The 17720-nt window shown below is 39.2% G+C and carries 15 protein-coding genes; 9 read left to right on the top strand and 6 right to left on the bottom strand.

Translation table 11 applies throughout. The features are described from left to right. Positions 1-33: 33 nt before the first annotated feature. On the bottom strand, positions 34-981 hold the full coding sequence (locus H5158_RS04195) for a hypothetical protein (RefSeq protein WP_182739535.1): 948 nt from the start codon (positions 979-981) through the stop codon (positions 34-36). Continuing rightward, positions 974-1870, bottom strand: a complete 897-nt coding sequence (locus H5158_RS04190) for a PhnD/SsuA/transferrin family substrate-binding protein (protein ID WP_182739510.1) — start codon at positions 1868-1870, stop codon at positions 974-976. The genes H5158_RS04195 and H5158_RS04190 overlap by 8 nt, the downstream gene beginning before the upstream one ends. 221 nt (positions 1871-2091) lie before the next feature. On the opposite strand from H5158_RS04190, the gene H5158_RS04185 reads away from it, so the two are divergent. The 3 genes from H5158_RS04185 to H5158_RS04175 all read left to right on the top strand — a co-directional run bounded on the left by H5158_RS04185 (position 2092) and on the right by H5158_RS04175 (position 9514). Then, entirely contained in the window at positions 2092-2955 is an 864-nt protein-coding gene (locus tag H5158_RS04185; protein WP_182717581.1) for a S1/P1 nuclease, read from the top strand. A gap of 31 nt (positions 2956-2986) precedes the next feature. Continuing rightward, entirely contained in the window at positions 2987-6163 is a 3177-nt protein-coding gene (locus H5158_RS04180; protein ID WP_182717582.1) for a TonB-dependent receptor, read from the top strand. 273 nt (positions 6164-6436) lie between these two features. Then, positions 6437-9514 carry a carboxypeptidase regulatory-like domain-containing protein gene (locus H5158_RS04175; RefSeq protein WP_182739509.1) on the top strand — a complete coding sequence of 1026 codons (3078 nt, stop codon included), beginning with the start codon at positions 6437-6439 and terminating at the stop codon, positions 9512-9514. A 63-nt stretch (positions 9515-9577) separates the two neighbouring features. Here the strand turns inward: H5158_RS04175 and H5158_RS04170 are convergent, their stop codons facing one another. Continuing rightward, entirely contained in the window at positions 9578-10009 is a 432-nt protein-coding gene (locus H5158_RS04170; protein WP_182717584.1) for a MarR family winged helix-turn-helix transcriptional regulator, read from the bottom strand. A gap of 129 nt (positions 10010-10138) precedes the next feature. On the opposite strand from H5158_RS04170, the gene hmgA reads away from it, so the two are divergent. Further along, positions 10139-11440 (top strand): homogentisate 1,2-dioxygenase, encoded by a 1302-nt coding sequence (gene hmgA, locus H5158_RS04165; protein WP_182739508.1) that lies wholly within the window; start codon positions 10139-10141, stop codon positions 11438-11440. 7 nt (positions 11441-11447) lie between these two features. Then, positions 11448-12077 carry a maleylacetoacetate isomerase gene (maiA, locus tag H5158_RS04160; RefSeq protein WP_182739507.1) on the top strand — a complete coding sequence of 210 codons (630 nt, stop codon included), beginning with the start codon at positions 11448-11450 and terminating at the stop codon, positions 12075-12077. Positions 12078-12083: 6 nt separating this feature from the next. Here maiA and H5158_RS04155 read toward each other — a convergent pair whose 3' ends face one another. Continuing rightward, positions 12084-12317, bottom strand: coding sequence for a TIGR02647 family protein (locus H5158_RS04155; protein WP_145234371.1), 234 nt, complete (start codon positions 12315-12317; stop codon positions 12084-12086). Positions 12318-12498: 181 nt separating this feature from the next. On the opposite strand from H5158_RS04155, the gene H5158_RS04150 reads away from it, so the two are divergent. Then, the gene (locus H5158_RS04150; RefSeq protein WP_182717587.1) at positions 12499-12801 is read left to right on the top strand and encodes a DUF1496 domain-containing protein; all 303 of its coding nucleotides are present in this window, start codon (positions 12499-12501) and stop codon (positions 12799-12801) included. Positions 12802-12866: 65 nt separating this feature from the next. Then, a complete protein-coding gene (locus H5158_RS04145) occupies positions 12867-13133 on the top strand; it encodes a VF530 family DNA-binding protein (protein WP_145234376.1) in 267 nt (88 codons plus the stop codon). 42 nt (positions 13134-13175) lie between these two features. Here the strand turns inward: H5158_RS04145 and H5158_RS04140 are convergent, their stop codons facing one another. After that, the gene (locus H5158_RS04140; protein ID WP_145234378.1) at positions 13176-14801 is read right to left on the bottom strand and encodes a diacylglycerol kinase family protein; all 1626 of its coding nucleotides are present in this window, start codon (positions 14799-14801) and stop codon (positions 13176-13178) included. Between the two features lie 275 nt (positions 14802-15076). Next, entirely contained in the window at positions 15077-16078 is a 1002-nt protein-coding gene (locus tag H5158_RS04135; RefSeq protein WP_182717589.1) for a branched-chain amino acid aminotransferase, read from the bottom strand. Between the two features lie 363 nt (positions 16079-16441). Here H5158_RS04135 and H5158_RS04130 point away from each other — a divergent pair, with 363 nt between their 5' ends. Continuing rightward, positions 16442-16981 carry a sigma-70 family RNA polymerase sigma factor gene (locus tag H5158_RS04130; RefSeq protein WP_182717590.1) on the top strand — a complete coding sequence of 180 codons (540 nt, stop codon included), beginning with the start codon at positions 16442-16444 and terminating at the stop codon, positions 16979-16981. Beyond that, positions 16978-17667 (top strand): anti-sigma factor domain-containing protein, encoded by a 690-nt coding sequence (locus H5158_RS04125; RefSeq protein WP_149979977.1) that lies wholly within the window; start codon positions 16978-16980, stop codon positions 17665-17667. Before H5158_RS04130 ends, H5158_RS04125 begins: the two co-directional genes overlap by 4 nt. Positions 17668-17720 lie beyond the last annotated feature (53 nt).

Below are 17720 nucleotides of genomic sequence, written 5' to 3'. Positions count from 1 at the left end.
TTATTCTGAACTAACTTACTAACCAGGTTAAGGTTATTTGCCTATCACCTCTATATCATCTGCTTTGATATTCGATAAACCATAACTATGTAACCGTGACCGAGAGCCTTCACCATGTGCCTTAGGAGGGTAATATTTCTCCTTCAGCTGTGAGTGTTCAATAAGTACCTCATCCAATGCAGCCCTAATTTCACTCAAGGTTTTTTCTAGACTGTTAGTAAAATTAGGCCGTTTACGAATAGTATGGCCAAGTTGTGTTAATCGGTAAAAATACTTATTAGCAAGTTCAATTAACTCATCCGGCACATCTTTGTTTTGATTAAGTATCACGTCCGGATTCTCAACGCAAAACTCGATTAAAGCCAAGTAAAAACACAGTGGTTTGTTAGCTAAGCCAGCTTTTATCTCAGCGTTATCATTAATAGCCAAAACTTTGGCTTGCAAATCAATCACTAGTTTCACTTGCACATTAATCAGTGGAAGTTGCTCTACTTGTTCTTTTAATGCTAAGTGTTTCAGCGATGTTCGGTTAATAAGTTCAGCCCACTTAGAAAATAAAAAAGCCAATAATAACAATACAATAAAGGCATAAATATCGCTTGTATGCCACCAACGCGTCTCAATTAAAAATGTAATCGCAACTTTTTGATCACTTGTTTCAAGATACTCTATCCGACTTTCGCGGCCATTATTTGTTAATGCCAGTGAGACATCATTGATGGTATTAACTTGAATTGGCTGTTGTATCAATTGCATATTCAAACGTTGTAGATAACCAACAATAGCATCATGATTACCCGAGTGTTTCAAAAAACGATTTGATAAGTCTAACCGAGGTAAATCTAGTGCAATTCGGTTTTCAATATCAGCCATTATTAAATCGTTATGTTGCGCCTGCTGCAGATAACTAGAGAGTTTAAACGTCAATAGCGCCGCACTAAAAATAAGCAGTGTCACGCCAAACAAGCGCTTATTATTCATCACGTTGCTCTCCTAAGAATTCAGCTTTACCCGCTAAACAATGCCAGTATGGTTCAACATGATTAAAATAAGTCGACACTTGCTGCTTAGATAATTGGATTAATTGAGATTGGATAGCGCACAGCAAATCAGTGTTCTCATGCTGCATTTTAAAGTACCAACGTGTGCCTATTACATTATCGCTGATTGGAGTTATATAATTTTTAGAAAAATGCGCCTGATCTGCTTCCTTCCAAAAAGAGGCTATTAAATCAACCTGTCCATTGGCTAATAACTCCCTAAGCTCATTATGTGAACTGGCGTAAGTAATTTTTAAATTTTCAAGGTTGATCCCTAAATCTTTAAACTTTTGTTTAGGTAGTATATGCCCCGATCGGCTTGTAGGATAATCAAGTAAGCCAATCCGTTTCCCCAAAAAGTATTGCTTGTTAATTTTTGGCTTTTCTTTAGCTGAAATAAAAAACGCAGTATAACTTGGAAAGCCAACCACAGGCTGGTAGTTATAGGTCGATTCAGCTTTGAAGGCTGACATAATGTTGTTTTTTGCTAAAATTAAATCAGCAATACCTTTACCAATGAACTCAATGCTATCGGCAGTACGGTAACCCCATAAAGCGATCACTTCGCCATATTGTTTTGCTACAACGGGATCGTCACACAGGTTTTGTGTTAAAGAACGAGCAACCTTTTGCGACGAGGCATAGACAATTAATTGCAATTGGTTTTCTGTTGCCCTCGTCTGACAGCGACTAGATGTTTCAATTAAAGGCTTCAAGGTCCCCGTTGATGTAACCACACTCAGCTGGCCACTGAGCCAAACCAACAAAAAAAACAGTAACAAAACAGTAACAAAGAAGCTGTGTTGCAAAAGCAGCTGTTTAATTTTCAAAAGTTCAACAATCCAAAACGATTCATCCTCCTATTTGACCAATTTAAATTACTTATTACAACAAGTAATTTTACCCAAAACAGTTAAGCTTATGAATTGAAAGAACTATCAATGGGAAATTATGAATTTCTTTGAGTCCTTCCTATTTATCTCAAAATCAGGACAATTCGCGCTATAGAAGAGGCCGCTCTTGTCAAATAAGATCATTGAGGAAAACACAAATGTTACGCAAAATTACACATGGATTTAGTTATCTTTTAGTCGGCGCAGTACTTTTATCATCACAAAATGTATTGGCTTGGGGACAAAATGGCCACAGAATTGTCGGTAAAATTGCCGAAAATCACATAACAGACGCAACTAAAGCAGAGCTTAAAGAACTTTTAGAAGGGCAAAGCCTAGCGCAAATTGCTACTTGGGCTGATGAAATGCGCTCTGATCCGAGTCCTTTTTGGCAAAAAAAATCTTCTCGTTGGCATTACATCAACGCGCCAAGCAACTCAACTACATTTACTCACAACCACGATGAAAATTTAAATAAAGATAATGTAAGCAACATTCTTGAAGGGATGTATTTTGCCATCGATACACTAAAAAACAAAAACAGCTCAATAGATGCCAAACGTTTTAGCTTACGCTTTCTTGTTCATTTAGTTGGCGATAGCCATCAGCCGTTTCATGCCGGACGTGCAGAAGACAGAGGTGGTAACCGTGTTAACGTTACCTTTTTTGGCCAGCCAACCAACCTGCACTCATTGTGGGACACTAAATTAATCGAAAATGAGAACCTATCATTCACTGAATTCGCGCAGTTTATTGATACTAATAATGCAGAAATAATTGCTGAGTACCTAGCCAGTTCACCAGAACAATGGGTAACAGAGTCACACAATTTAGCTGACAAACTATACAAGCTAAATAATGACGAGATTGGCTTTAGCTACATTTACGAAAACACACCGATTATTAAAACTCGCTTACAACAAGCCGGTATTCGATTAGCAGGATTATTAAATACGTTATTTGATAGTTCAGCAAAACCGTTAGCAAAGGCACTTAAGATGTCAGCTAACACAAACAAGTAATAAACCTTAACTTTCCACGGGAATCAACAAAATGAATAAGCTTCGCCTTTCGAAATTAACTGGGGCTGTGATCCTAGCCTTAGGTGTTTCTACAAGCGTAATGGCAGCAGATACCTCATCCGCTATGCGTGGTAAAATTACTACACCTTCTGGCACTGCAGCTGCAAATGTGAAAATTAAAGTTATTCACCAACCAACTGGCACTGTAAGCGAATTAACAACCAATGAAAGCGGTACCTTTATTGCCAATGGTTTACGTGTTGGCGGCCCTTACACTGTGTTTATTGATTCAGACCAATTTACCGATACCATGCTTGAAAATATATATTTAGAACTGGGCGATACATATCGTCTTAATTCTCAGCTTCAAGCAGCTAACATCGAAAAAATTGAAGTATCAGGCTATAAAATTATTCAGCAATCTGGTGGTTCAAGCAGTACCTTTGGCGAAGATACAATCAATAACATGCCAAGCTTTAACCGTGACATTAAAGATATTGCCCGTCTAAATCCTTTAGCAAGTATCAATGGTAATGGCGAGTTAACTTTTGCGGGGAGCAACCCTCGTACTAACGGTCTAACTGTTGATGGTATTGGTCAAAACGATGACTTTGGTTTAAATTTTGGTGGCTACCCGACGTCTCAACCTCCCGTTTCACTTGACGCAATAGAGCAAGTTTCAGTTGACGTATCGCCTTTTTCAGCTTCTAAAGGTAACTTTGGCGGCGGTACAATAAACGCCGTAACGAAGTCTGGTACTAATGAATTCAAATTTTCAGGTTTCTATGAAACATCTACACCGGATATGGCCGGCGATGTTCAAACAATTAAAGAAGAAGATACTGATAAAGCCGGTTATAAAACTTATTCAACGAATAAAGTAAAACCGATTCAAACTGAACAACGTTTTGGTTTTAATGTCGGTGGCGCAGTTATTAAAGATGAACTATTTTACTTTGTAAACTACGCACAGTGGTCAAGTGAGCAGGATTTAGATTATGGCTTTAAGGATTCTGGTGCTGCAAATGAATTTAAAATAACAGAAGACAGCTACAATCGTTTTATTGCTATTTTAAATGACGAATATGGTTTAACCGATTCATTAGCAGGCGCGCCTGAAGACACCAACAAAAATTTATTAGTTAAACTTAGCTGGAATGCCAGTGATGAGCATCGCCTAGATTTCACATATCAATGGCAAGACGATCAAGCTGAGAAAAATGAGAGTAAAGGTGGAAATAGAGTAGTCTTAAAATCAAATACATATGCATATGTTACTAAGTTTAATAATTTTGCCACTAAACTTTATTCTGATTGGACTGAAGACTTTTCAACAGAGATTGGTATTGCCTATAAAGATGTGACCTCTGACAGTATTACTCGCTCAAACTTAGGTAGCATTACCGTAGAAGAAAATGGCAGAAAGGGCCCTAACTTTAATTTTGGTACTGATAGATATCGCCATGCGAACAAATCTGAAACTGAAAACTTAACACTGACACTTGATGCAACTTATCTAATGGACGAGCACGAGATAAACTTTGGTGCTCAATATGAATCACTTCGTTTATATAACTTGTTTGCTGAAAACTCATTAGGTACATGGAAATTTACTAGTCTAGAAAATTTTGCAAACCGCGAAGTAGGTGCTTATGATTTCTCTTATCAAAATGCGTACACTAATAATTCAGCAGATACCGCCTATGATGTAACTCGTAGTCAATTAGCTTTATATATTGAAGATACCTTTTACTTAAATGATGACTTAGAAGTGACAGCTGGCCTTCGCTATGAGCGCTTATCATCTGATGATAAACCGACTCTTAATGAAAGCTTTCTAAGCACCTATGGTTTTAGTAATCAAGAGAACCTTGATGGTTTAGATATTATTCTACCTCGCGTTGGCTTTAAATATTATGCAACTGAAGCATTAACTATTAACGGTGGAATTGGTCGTTTCCAAGGCGGTATTCCAAATGTCTGGTATAACAACTCATTTCAAAAAGATGGTATTACCCTCGTTTCTGCACCAAATAGTGTAATAAACGACTACTACCAAAATAACCCAGCAGATATCACTCAGGTCCCTGATGTTATTAAAAATTCGTTAGAGCAAGGCGCAGGAAGTACTGCTTACATTGATCCTGATTTCAAGTTACCTTCAAGTATTCGCGCTCAAGTTGGCTTTGAATATGAATTTGATTCTGAACTATTAGGTAATGGCTTTAAATGGCAGGCCGAAATTGCTTACCACAAAAAAGAAAATGAAGCTGTATGGCATAATACCTCTATCCGTCCTATCGGTTTAGCGGCTGACGGCGAGCGTGTAATTAATGAAACCATCTACAGTGGTGCATTGAAAGATAATGTTGATATTGCAATGACTAATTCAACCGACGATGGTCGCTCTATCATTATCTCTACTGGTATTGCTAAAGAATGGGATAACGGTTTATTTGTTTCTGCAAGTTATGCTCATCAAGATGTTACTGAGTCTTCTGTTGGATCAGCGTCGCAAGCCGAAGGTAACTATAAGCACAATATTACTGCTAATCGTAATCAAGATGTGGCAGCACGTGGCTTTTATGAAGTTGAGCATAGTTTCAAAATTAACTTAGGCTACAATGCTGAATTTATTGCCGGTTATGCGACTAAATTTAATATGTATTTTGAACGCCATTCTGGTCGTCCATTTAGTTATACAATGAATATGCATAAAGATGCTCACTTAGGTGACACAAGTTCTTTATTTAGTAGCAGTGCTTATTTGGCCTATATTCCAACGGGTGCTGATGATGCGAATGTCAATTGGGCTGATTCTGAAATGAATTGGGCACAATTAGCAGAGCGTTTAGATCGCGCAGGTATCTCTCAACGTGGCGGCATTATCGGTAAAAATACTGGAACGCAGCCTTGGGTTACCACCATGGACATCAGCATTAAACAAGAAATCCCTGGCTTTGCTAACGGCCATAGTGGCGAGCTATACCTTATGATTGATAATTTCGCTAACCTACTTAATAGCGATTGGGGTATAGAAAAAAGCTTGGGCTATTCAGACCAATCTATTTATGATTTTGGTGGTCTTGATGACCAAGGACGCTATATTATTGATAATAGCTTTGGTGGAGCTGATGTAAGAAACTATAGCCAAATAACGAGCTCATCAACATGGCAAGCTAAGATTGGTATCAGCTACAAGTTCTAATTTTTAACTCTATGTAAAACCCGCTTTTAGCGGGTTTTTTTATGCATAAAGCACTGGGTTTCATACTTTTGTCATATTTAATGAGTAAATTGACCCATGGGTACTAAATTGCTCGAAAAACCGCAATTTTGTTCTAAACTACTTTTATTACAAATTTATGTGCAATGTAACTTATTTGTAATGAAATAATAGGGTACAATTTAGCTGCTTGGAAAATCCGAGCAAATTAATACCAAAACTAAAAAATATTACACCTTACACGGGAAATAAATAATGAAAATTCAACTCCGCAAAACAGCACTTTCACTTGCTATCGCAGCTTGTGTTGGCGTAAGTGGCGCAGCGTTTGCAAATGAAACTGCATCATCTGTAAAAGGCCAAATCACAGGTCCAAATGGCAACCCAGCCACTGGTACTCAAATTACTATTATCCACTTACCTTCTGGTTCAACAAAAACAACAACAGTAAATGAACAAGGTAACTTTTCTACAAAAGGTTTACGCGTAGGCGGCCCATATAAAATCATTGTTGATTCTGATAAATATGAAGATACTCAACTTGATGATGTTTATTTAACTCTTGGTCAAACTTACCCAGTAACTGTTGCACTTCGCTCGCAACAAATGGAACAAATCGTTGTTAGTGGCGCACCAATTAGCGCTCAATCAGGCAGCACAGGTCCAGCTGCTTATTTCACTTTAGATGATTTAGAAAACAAACCAGCTATTAACCGTGACTTAAAAGATATTATTCGCGCTGATCCACGTATCTATATCGATGAAACAAACGCTGGTGCTATCAATTGTGGCGGTGGTAACCCACGTTTTAACAGCTTAACTGTTGACGGCGTTCGTATGAACGATAACTTTGGCTTAAACTCAAGTGGTTACCCTACTGAAAGAATGCCTTTCTCGTTTGATTCAATTGCACAAGTTGCAGTAGAACTTGCACCATTTGATGTTCAATACGGTGGTTTTACTTCATGTAACATTAACGCCGTAACAAAGTCAGGTACCAACGAAATCACTGGTGGTTTCTTCTATGATTATACCAATGACTCAATGTCAGGTGACTCAATTGAAAGCGAGAAACAAGAGCTTGGTGATTACTCAGAAAAACGTTACGGCTTTAACGTAGGCCTTCCTCTTATTGAAGATAAGCTATTCTTATTCACTTCTTATGAGAAGCTTGAAGGCGCTGAGATTTTCGAATATACGCCATTTGTAAACAAAAGAATTGACCAAGCAACTATAGATCATATTACCCAAATCGCTAAAGACACGTATAACTATGATCCAGGTACTATGATACCTAGCATGCCCGTTGAAGATGAAAAAATCTTAGTTAAACTAGATTGGAACATAAACGACGAACATCGTGCAAGCTTTGTATATAACTACAATGATGGCTTCTCAATCGCTCAATCGGATGGTGGTTCAAGCAGATTATCTCTGTCTAATCATTTTTATGAACGTGGCGCAAAACTTGAGTCATATGTAACGTCATTATACTCAGATTGGACTAATGATTTCTCAACTGAAGTACGTGTAGGCTATTCAAAACTTGATAACCGTCAAAATTCACTTGATGCAGCATCTGGTTTTGGTGAATTTAATGTGTTTACTGGAAGTGTTAATGTTTACTTAGGTCCAGATGATTCTCGCCAATCAAACGTATTAAGTTATGATAATTTATCACTCAAATTAGGTGGTACATATTACCTTGAAGACCATGAGCTATCATTTGGCTATGAGCGTGAAGAACTCGATGTATATAATTTATTTGTAGCGCATTCGGAAGGAGAATATCAATTCTTTTCAATTAAGGATTTTGAAGAAGGTCTAGCTCGCGTTTATTACGGCAATGCCGAAAGTCAAAACCCTGACGATGCAGCAGGTGAATTTAAGTACGCATTAAATACGTTATACTTCCAAGACAAATTTGATCTAATTGATTATGATGTAACATTTACTGCAGGCCTTCGTTATGATTGGTATACAAGTAACGATAAACCTACCCATAATCAAAACTTTGAAGACCGTTATGGCTATTCGAATAGCCAAAACCTTGATGGGGTTGACTTACTTCAACCACGCTTAGGTGTTAACTGGATATATAATGATCAGTTAGAATTGCGCGGCGGTATTGGCTTATATTCAGGTGGTAACCCTAACGTATGGATTTCTAACAGCTATTCAAACGATGGTGTTCGTAATGTCCAAGTTAATCAAAAAAATATGCAAATCCTTGGTCCGGATGCTGTCGCATTCAATGGCACAGGTCAACCTGGTTACGATATTCCACAAGGCTTATATGATAAAGTAGGTCAAGGTGGCGCAGATGCTCCAGTAAATGTGACAGATCCTAACTTTGAGATTCCATCAGAATGGAAATTCTCACTAGGTGGTACTTATATCACTGAAAGCGATTATGTGTTTAATGTTGATTATCTTTATACCGATAAGCAAGACTCAGCCATTGTTAAAAACATATCGTATAACAAAACTGGCACAGCACCAGATGGTCGCCCTATTTATAATGGTGGTTCTGACTTCTTGCTAACCAATGTTAAAGGTGATGATGCTTACTCGCATATTCTGTCTCTTGCAATGAATAAGTCATTTGATAATGGCATTGACTTTGCTCTTTCTTATGCATATACAGTGTCTAAAGATGTTAACCCGATGACTAGCTCTGTAGCATTTTCTAACTATCATTACGTTGCGGTGTCTGATTCTGAAAACCCAGGTGTGGCAACATCTAACTATGAAATTCCGCACCGCTTTACAATGAGTTTAGCGTATAGCCATGAGTTATTTGATGGTTACGAGACTAAGTTCAACTTATTTGGTCAAGCTCAACAAACCACGCCGTATTCTTATGGTTTTGATGACAACAATAACTATGCTCTTGGATATAATGGTGCTGCGCGGCAATTATTATATGTACCAACACTTGACGACAGCCAAGTTGTGTATGGTGCTGACTTTGATCAAGCAGCCTTTAATGAGTGGGTTGAAAGCGAAGGCCTAACTCGCGGTAAAATCAATAACCGTAATAGTATTGATGGTGATTGGTGGGTTACGTTCGATTTCAAAGTTGAGCAAGAATTTATGGGCTTTACTGATGATCAAAAAGGCTCAGCATACTTTGTTATCAAAAACATCGGTAACATGCTAAATGACGATTGGGGCGTGCTGAAAAGCGGCAGTGCATTACAAAGTGCTGTAACGACTGAAATTGTTAATGGTCAATACGTTTACACCAGCTTTAATGATCCAGCAGGTGCAAGTGTGGAAACTAAGCCGTCACTTTGGGAAATGCGTGTAGGTGTTAAATACACATTCTAATTTGCTAAGGTAACTTACAAATTAAATTAATTTTAAAGCCCATCTTTTGATGGGCTTTTTGTTTTATTCATCTAATTTACTAGTTAACTTATCTAAACAACTAAGCAAGGTTTGATACTCGGCTTGAGTTAAAACATCCAACAGATTCTTCTCCCACGCTATAGCAGCTGAGGCTAATTGCTGATACAAGCCCAACCCTTGCTCACTCAACGCTAACAAGCTGGCGCGTTTATCTGCTGGATCGATTAAGCTCACTACATAGTGTTTATCTATCAATCCCTTAATAGCCCGCGATACCGTGGATTTATCCATTGCTGCTTGCTCGCACAATGCTTTTGCGTTGCTTTGTCCAAACTGGGCTAAATTAAACAAAATACGCCACTGAGGAATGCTTAAATCACTTTGTTGTTGATACACGGGTGCAAACTGTTCACTCATTTTACTGGCTAAGTTAGCCAGACGATAAGGTAAAAATGTCTCTAAATCGAGAGCCATAACGGCTATGTCCTGTTAATTTACAATCATGTTTAAGTGTCCATAAATATGTACAGTGGCAAAAAGCATGATGTTTGAATTTAGTCTCACTTGAGAGTATCTTACAGTAAAACATAAAGGAGTCGAGTGATGACCAGCGAATTAAAATATATGACAGGATTTGGCAATGAGTTTGAAACCGAAGCTCTGCCTGGCGCATTGCCTATTGGGCAGTTTAGCCCGCAAAAAGTAAAATACGATTTATACGCTGAACAATTTAGTACCACCGCATTTACCGCGCCGCGTGCTGATAACCGCCGCACTTGGATGTACCGTATTCGCCCATCGGTTGTCCAAAGTGATTACAGCGCAATTGATAACGGTTTAATTCGCACCGCTCCAATTACCGAAGTCCCAACTCCACCTACTATGCTTCGTTGGGATCCAATTGATATTCCAACCACGCCAACCGATTTCATTGATGGTTTGATCACTATGGCTGCAAACGGCAGCGCCAATGGCCAAACAGGAATTGGCATCCATGTTTATGTAGCGAATAAATCAATGACTGATCGTTATTTTTATAATGCCGACGGCGAAATGTTATTTGTGCCGCAGCAAGGTCAGTTACTGCTGAAAACAGAATGTGGTAATTTAACGGTTAAAGCGGGTGAAATCGCAGTGATCCCGCGTGGCATTAAATTCCAAGTCGTTTTGCTCTGTGATACTGCTCGTGGTTATATCTGTGAAAATTATGGTCATGCTTATGTGTTAGCTGAGCGCGGCCCAGTGGGAGCCAACGGCTACGCTAACGACCGTGATTTTCAATACCCTGTTGCTGCCTTTGAAGATAAAGAAGGTGAGTTTGAGTTGGTTGCTAAGTTCAACGGTAATATGTTCCGCTGTGATATAGGCCACTCCCCTTTAGATGTTGTAGCCTGGACGGGCAACAGTGCACCCTATAAATATGATTTAGCACGTTTTAATGTAATGAATACAGTGAGCTTTGATCATCCGGATCCGTCTATTTTCACAGTACTGACATCACCATCAGGCACAGAAGGCGTTGCTAATATTGATTTTGCAATTTTTCCTCCACGCTGGATGGTGGCAGAAAACACTTTTCGCCCACCCTATTATCACCGCAATATTATGAGTGAATTTATGGGCTTAATTGAAGGCGTGTACGACGCCAAAGAGCACGGCTTTGTACCAGGAGGCATGAGTTTACATAATTGTATGTCACCGCATGGCCCAGAAGCTGATGTATTTGAAAAGGCCTCTAACGCAGAGCTTGAACCGCAACGCTACGAAAATACCCTCGCGTTTATGTTTGAATCACGTTACGTTATTTCACCAACAAAATACGCATTAGAAGGCAAAGAGCGCCAACCTAACTACACTGATTGCTGGCGAACTATTAAAAAACACTACAGTGGCCCACAAGGATAATTGAACCATGAAACTTTATACATATTTTCGTTCATCTGCCGCATATCGCGTTCGTATTGCGCTTAATTTAAAAAATATTAAGCATGAGTTAGTAACTGTTAACTTACTAAAATCTGAGCAACAAGCACCTGAATACCTAGATAAAAACCCGCAAGGGTTATTACCTGCGCTGGAAACCAATGACGGTGTACTCGCACAATCGATGGCAATTTTAGAATACCTTGAAGAAACACACCCCGACACACCACTATTATTTGGTGATGCCTGGCAAAAAGCCCAGATCCGTAATTTATGTTATGCCATTGCCTGCGATATTCATCCTATTGATAACCTACGGGTACTGAAATATTTAAGTGGTGAACTTGGTGCTGACGATGCAATCAAAAATACCTGGTATCGTCATTGGGTAGAGGTTGGTTTTGAAAAAATTGAACAGCTACTTGATCATACAAATGAATATTGTGTGGGTGATAAACCTAGCCTTGCTGATGTGTGTTTAGTGCCGCAAGTATTTAATGCTTATCGTTTTAACGTCGATATGACTGCGTATCCGAAAATAGCAGCCATTTATGAACGTTGTAACAAGCTTGATGCATTTATTGATGCTGCACCACAAAACCAACCGGATGCAGCCTGATATTTTTTAATTACCCAACGCACTGTGTAGCACGGTTACGTGCTCTATCAGATCTAAGCCCAGATCGGTTAAGTAACCGCCATCTGGGCTATCTATAATACCTTTATCAAACAATCGTTGTGCCGCGCTTAATAAGCTTTCATCAGCATCACTATGTAACTTAATACCTTGCATTTTACTGGTTAATGGAAATTTTGCTAACAGTGTAAATTCGTCAATCATCGTTTGTTTAAATTGCATGTGTTCACCTTGTCTTTAGAAAATTATTTTTGTGGATTTTACCCTAACACATTTTATGGCCAAGTCACCCTAAAACCCTAAGTGGGCTGGTTTAAACGCATTTAATTGCAACTGAAACTAGTATTTTGGGGTAACTTAGGTATAAGCTTAGTGTAGTTATTTTTTAATGCAAAGGCTAAATATGCGAATTATAACGATTATAGGCATCTGTTTTATCAGTGTAATTTACTCGGCTAATAGTTTCAGTAATAATCAAAAACCAGCCTTGTTTCTTGACGCAAAAAATAAAGTTAGCGAGCAGCAACTATGTTGGTTTGAAGATCAACGCTACAGTGAAGGTGCGATTATTTTAATGGCTAATGTGCGGGTGATCTGTGCAGCAAAAAACCCTCATCACAATAATAGCGCGTTAAATTGGTTAATGCTCAACGAGCAAAATGAAATTATTTACCCAACCGCCCCTAAAACAATTCGCGTTAATTAATAGAATTGGTATCAACGCACAGTTACGTTACAATAGCAGCGACTTTTATCAAGCAATAGTGACTTATGAATCAGCAAGCAAACAACCCGTTACATGGCATTACACTCGAACAAATAGTAGTAAAACTCGAGCAAACACTTGGCTGGAAAGCAATGGGTGAGCATGTTGATATTCGCTGTTTTAAATCTGACCCAAGTGTAAAATCGAGCCTTAAATTTTTACGTAAAACACCTTGGGCGCGTACCAAGGTCGAGCAGTTATACCTCGATAACTGTGTCGATGCACAACCGCAAAACAGCGGTTTTGTGTGGCCTAGTATTAAAAAGAAGTAACAGCCATTGCGCGTTATAGCTTATAACGCGCAACAAGTTCAGTTACTCGACCTGCTCTGCACAGATCACCGCCAGTGATTGCGGAGTAATTTCAATGATCAATTTATCAGCACTTTTAACTTCACCATCAAGTACATATTTTATTTCCTGAGTCGCCGATATTGCAACGCGGCGCGCATTGGTATGATGTGAATTAATCGCAAAATGTGCTTGGGTAATACTGCTAAATACCAGCTCAGCAATACTTAATACATTGGCTGATGCGTCTTGGTTTGGAGTGAGCCAATTAACATCGAGCAAGCCATCGTAATGATCTGGCTGTCCCCCACCTTGCGCTAGTAAAGTAGTAAAAGGTGCAGCATTAGCGACAATTAAACTATTGGTATGTATTTGCTGCGGCTCGTTATCATCTAGCTGTACGGTGAAATCTTGGGCTTTTTGTTCGCCTAAAGCTTGCCAGAAGCCCTGTAAATATGCGAACTGACCAAGCTCATTTTTAGTATCCCGATCGGCTTTTTCAATCATGTGTTGTTCAAAGCCAATCCCTGCTAACAGCAGCATTAACTCACCATTGCAATATGCTGTATCCATTTGCTTGGTTTGCCCTTCAATAATCAAATCACATGCTACTTCCACAGGGATCAACTTTGACTTAATTCCCATTAACACATGTGCTAGAGCATTGGCCGTGCCAAATGGGATAATACCTAATTTACAGTCTGTGTTTACCAAAACACTTGCCACTTCTGCCACGGTGCCATCGCCGCCGCAGGCGATGATCATATCTGGCTTATCAGCTATCGCTTGTTTGGCCAACACAATCCCATTTTTCTCGACTGATGTGATCATCACTTTTAAGTTATAATAAGCAGATAAACGCGCAACAATTAAATGCTCTTTTTGCTGCCATAACTTAGTGCCGGAAACTGGATTGGCAATTAATACCGCTTTATTTTTGATTAATAACTCACCCTTTCTATGGCGTTTAACTAGTTGACGTAGTTGGTGTTTATTTAAATTAGCGGTTTCGCGTGTTTCTTTTATTTGCGCAAGCACTTGATGTACATCAGCCTCCTTATTTTGACTGAGTAAATAAGCCGCCATCACAAACACTGAACGACCACGACCCAACGCACAATGCACCACCACACGACGATTATCTTTAATATGATGGGCAATCCAGTTAATCGCTTGATTAAGCTGCGAACGTGTTGGGACTCGATGATCAAGCACTGGGATATTTAAATAGTTTATGTTTTCTTGTGTTGATGACCATTCAAGTCCATCAAATTCACAGGTTACATCTAAAATCGCGGTAATACCGTTATCTTTTAAAGTATCTATATCTGAAGGGAATAAGCGACAGGCTAAAAATAAGTGTTCGTTAATTTGTTGTAATGGCGGTACTTTATCGTGCTTTCGGCTCCACGCGTTATAAACTTGTGCCCCCAATAAAAAAGGTATGAAAGCCCAACGAATGTAAAACGGGATAACACCGTTTTCTCGTTTACGAAAAATTTTTGCAATATTAAAAAAATAGGCACCGCTTACCAGTAATAAAGATAAAGCCGTCCAATAGAATAGCAGCGAAAAATAGCTAGGACTAACCTGCCACCCCATAATGATAAATACAATTGCCAATAATAAGTAACTTATTGCGGCCCACATAAACGCTCCTTTTGTCGTTAGTTATACCCAAATAGAAATGCAATCTATGCGCCACTAAAAAAATCAAATGGAAATAAATATTCATATATATTTCATAGCATTAAGATATCAGCTGATTAGTTTCGTGATACTTGCTGTGTATACATACGTTATTTTTACACACCTGTGCAGCTAACTTACACAGTTGAAAGTATAGATTATTAAATAACTTAGACCATAAAAAAGCCTAGGTTATAAATAACCTAGGCTTTTTTGTAAAAACATATCGTTTAACTTTACACGTCGATTTTGGTTAACCAGCCATGGGTGTCTGGTGCTTTACCCCATTGAATATCGTTCAAGGCTTGGCGCAAACGCATTGTCGTTGGCCCTGCTTCACCACTGCCCACTTTGTATTCTTTATCATTATGAATAAAAGTACCCACTGGGGTTAATACCGCAGCAGTGCCAGATAAAGCAGCTTCAGTACCCGGTTTTGCAGCACGCTCAAGTAATTCAGTGACTGTAAAATTGCGCTCGGATACTGTCATACCTAAATCTTTAGCGATGGTTAAAATACTGCTGCGCGTCACGCCATGTAAAAAGGTGCTGTCTAGCGCTTTAGTAATAATTTCATTACCATCAATTAAAATAAAGTTTGCGGCACCAGTTTCTTGTACATCACCGCCTGGGCAGAATAGAATTTGGTCGGCTTGATGTTGCAAGCGTGCTGCCGTAATGGGTGCTAATGCACTAGCGTAGTTACCACCACTTTTGATCATACCCATGTGCGGGGCACAGCGCATACCATCTTCTTCTAGTAATACTCGCAACGCAGTCGCGCCACCAGCAAAGTAATCACCCACAGGTGATAATAGCACATACAATAATGAACTTAATGACGGCACAGCCGCTTTACCAATGGCAGCTTCAGTACCGATATGAGTTGGACGAATATACATAGAGCCCGGTGGTAACGGCGTTTCATCAGCATACTGGCGGACAATATCAATGATCATTTTTTCAAGCTTGGCTCCATCAACTTCAGGTAAGCTTAATAAATGCGAGCTTTGTTTCATGCGGGCAATGTTAGCGTCCATGCGGAAAATATAGACTGAGCCGTCTTCATGGCGAAATGCTTTTAACCCCTCAAAACATGTACTTGAATAGTGAAGAACATGTGCACCAGCATGAAGTTCAATTTTATCTGACGGAACAACAGAGCTTTCGCTCCAAGCGTTATCAGTAAAACGTGCTTGAATCATCTGCGGCATAAATACGGTACCGAATGCGGCCATTTTAATCTCTCTTATGTGGTCTACTTTTACCCCATTGTATGACATTCATGCACTGTTTAACCATAACTAAAACAAGGCATTTATTGGAAGTAACAGGATTTTTTGCAATTTCGTCAGTATTTAACTTTGGTAGGTCCTATTATTCTGCTTTGCGGCGTCATTTCCAGCTCTCTAAACGATGAATGTAGGACTGCAGTCTCAGATATAAAACTGATCGCCGCAACTTGATAAGCCGTATTTTACTGCTAGGCTAACTGGTGGAAAAGCATGAAAATAATGATAAGCACCCATCATTTAGTTGGTTTTTTGCATCCATTTTACATCATCATACGTTTACTAACTGACAATAATAATAGGAACTCTATGGAAACCGACGAATTATTACCTCTACTAAGTGCAACCGCGCAGGGCAATAAACAGGCATTTGCTAAATTGTATAATGCCACAAGCGCAAAGCTGTTTGCGATCAGCTTAAAAATGTTAGGCAATCGTGCTCATGCCGAGGAAGCGCTGCAAGATGCATTTGTGAAAATTTGGCACAATGCATCTGATTATCAAGTAACCAAAGGCACAGTGATCAGCTGGATGATCAGCATTGTTCGTTATCGTAGCTTAGACTCTTTGCGCTATCACAAAGTGCGTAAAGAGCAATCCTTAGATGACGACTCTGCAATCTCAGATGATTTAACTGACTCACCTTTAGCTATTGATTACGAAGATAAAAGTAAACTCGTTGATTGTATAGAGCAACTAGATGAACAGCAAAAACAAGCGATCCACTTAGCCTACTACAAAGGCTTGACTCACAGTGAGTTAGTTGATCATATTGATACTCCGCTTGGCACAGTAAAAAGCTGGATCAGACGCGGCCTGCAACAGTTGCAAAGGTGCTTAACGTTATGAATTATGACAATCAAAAACTTATCGATATGTTGGCGGCTGAATACGTGTTAGGGACCTTAAAAGGCTCTGCTCGTAAACGCTTTCAACGTTTAATGCTCTCATCAAATCGTGTTCGAGAAGCAACCTGGATGTGGGAGCAACATTTAAATAATTTAGCCAGCTCAATCAAATCTGTGCCGCCAGATAGCCACGTTTGGGAAGCAATTTCACAGCGTATTGACCCACAGCAAGCAGTGGTACCAAACAATGTTATTCAACCTAAAACAAGTATTTGGCAAGCGTGGTCGTTAATTGCTACCGCAGCAAGTATCGTATTAGCTTTGATTATTTGGCAGCCACAAACGCCTGTCGGGCAAAACACTCAGCAAATTGCGCTGTTTAAAGATGCCAGCGAAAAACCATTATGGTTTATCGATATCAACGAACAAGGTTTATCAATAAAAGCCAGCGACAAATTGACCGCCAGAACTGATAAGGATTATGAACTGTGGATGATATTAAAAGGTCAAGATGCTCCTATTTCGTTGGGTCTTTTACCAAAAGATGGCGTTAAATCGCTATTAAAAGACTCACGTTTCAACGCGCAAGATATCGCATTACTTGCCATAAGTTTAGAACCTATTGGAGGCTCACCAACAGGCTCCCCCACCGAAGTACTGTACACAACAGAGTTAATTTTACTGTAAGTAAACCAACAACACGCAATAAAAAGCCAGCAAAAGCTGGTTTTTTATTCCAT

The organism is Pseudoalteromonas sp. SR45-6 (genome assembly GCF_014163545.1).
Lineage (GTDB): Bacteria > Pseudomonadota > Gammaproteobacteria > Enterobacterales > Alteromonadaceae > Pseudoalteromonas > Pseudoalteromonas rhizosphaerae.
This window is presented reverse-complemented; position numbering and strand designations above follow the sequence as displayed.

What these genes read in the sequence shown, in the direction of transcription:
- H5158_RS04140 (WP_145234378.1), bottom strand. Translation starts at nt 14,801, where the DNA reads ATGTGGGCCGCAATAAGTTACTTATTATTGGCAATTGTATTTATCATT.
- H5158_RS04150 (WP_182717587.1), top strand. Translation starts at nt 12,499, where the DNA reads ATGCGAATTATAACGATTATAGGCATCTGTTTTATCAGTGTAATTTAC.
- H5158_RS04125 (WP_149979977.1), top strand. Translation starts at nt 16,978, where the DNA reads ATGAATTATGACAATCAAAAACTTATCGATATGTTGGCGGCTGAATAC.
- H5158_RS04175 (WP_182739509.1), top strand. Translation starts at nt 6,437, where the DNA reads ATGAAAATTCAACTCCGCAAAACAGCACTTTCACTTGCTATCGCAGCT.
- H5158_RS04185 (WP_182717581.1), top strand. Translation starts at nt 2,092, where the DNA reads ATGTTACGCAAAATTACACATGGATTTAGTTATCTTTTAGTCGGCGCA.
- H5158_RS04195 (WP_182739535.1), bottom strand. Translation starts at nt 981, where the DNA reads ATGAATAATAAGCGCTTGTTTGGCGTGACACTGCTTATTTTTAGTGCG.
- H5158_RS04145 (WP_145234376.1), top strand. Translation starts at nt 12,867, where the DNA reads ATGAATCAGCAAGCAAACAACCCGTTACATGGCATTACACTCGAACAA.
- H5158_RS04180 (WP_182717582.1), top strand. Translation starts at nt 2,987, where the DNA reads ATGAATAAGCTTCGCCTTTCGAAATTAACTGGGGCTGTGATCCTAGCC.
- H5158_RS04155 (WP_145234371.1), bottom strand. Translation starts at nt 12,317, where the DNA reads ATGCAATTTAAACAAACGATGATTGACGAATTTACACTGTTAGCAAAA.
- maiA (WP_182739507.1), top strand. Translation starts at nt 11,448, where the DNA reads ATGAAACTTTATACATATTTTCGTTCATCTGCCGCATATCGCGTTCGT.
- H5158_RS04170 (WP_182717584.1), bottom strand. Translation starts at nt 10,009, where the DNA reads ATGGCTCTCGATTTAGAGACATTTTTACCTTATCGTCTGGCTAACTTA.
- H5158_RS04135 (WP_182717589.1), bottom strand. Translation starts at nt 16,078, where the DNA reads ATGGCCGCATTCGGTACCGTATTTATGCCGCAGATGATTCAAGCACGT.
- hmgA (WP_182739508.1), top strand. Translation starts at nt 10,139, where the DNA reads ATGACCAGCGAATTAAAATATATGACAGGATTTGGCAATGAGTTTGAA.
- H5158_RS04130 (WP_182717590.1), top strand. Translation starts at nt 16,442, where the DNA reads ATGGAAACCGACGAATTATTACCTCTACTAAGTGCAACCGCGCAGGGC.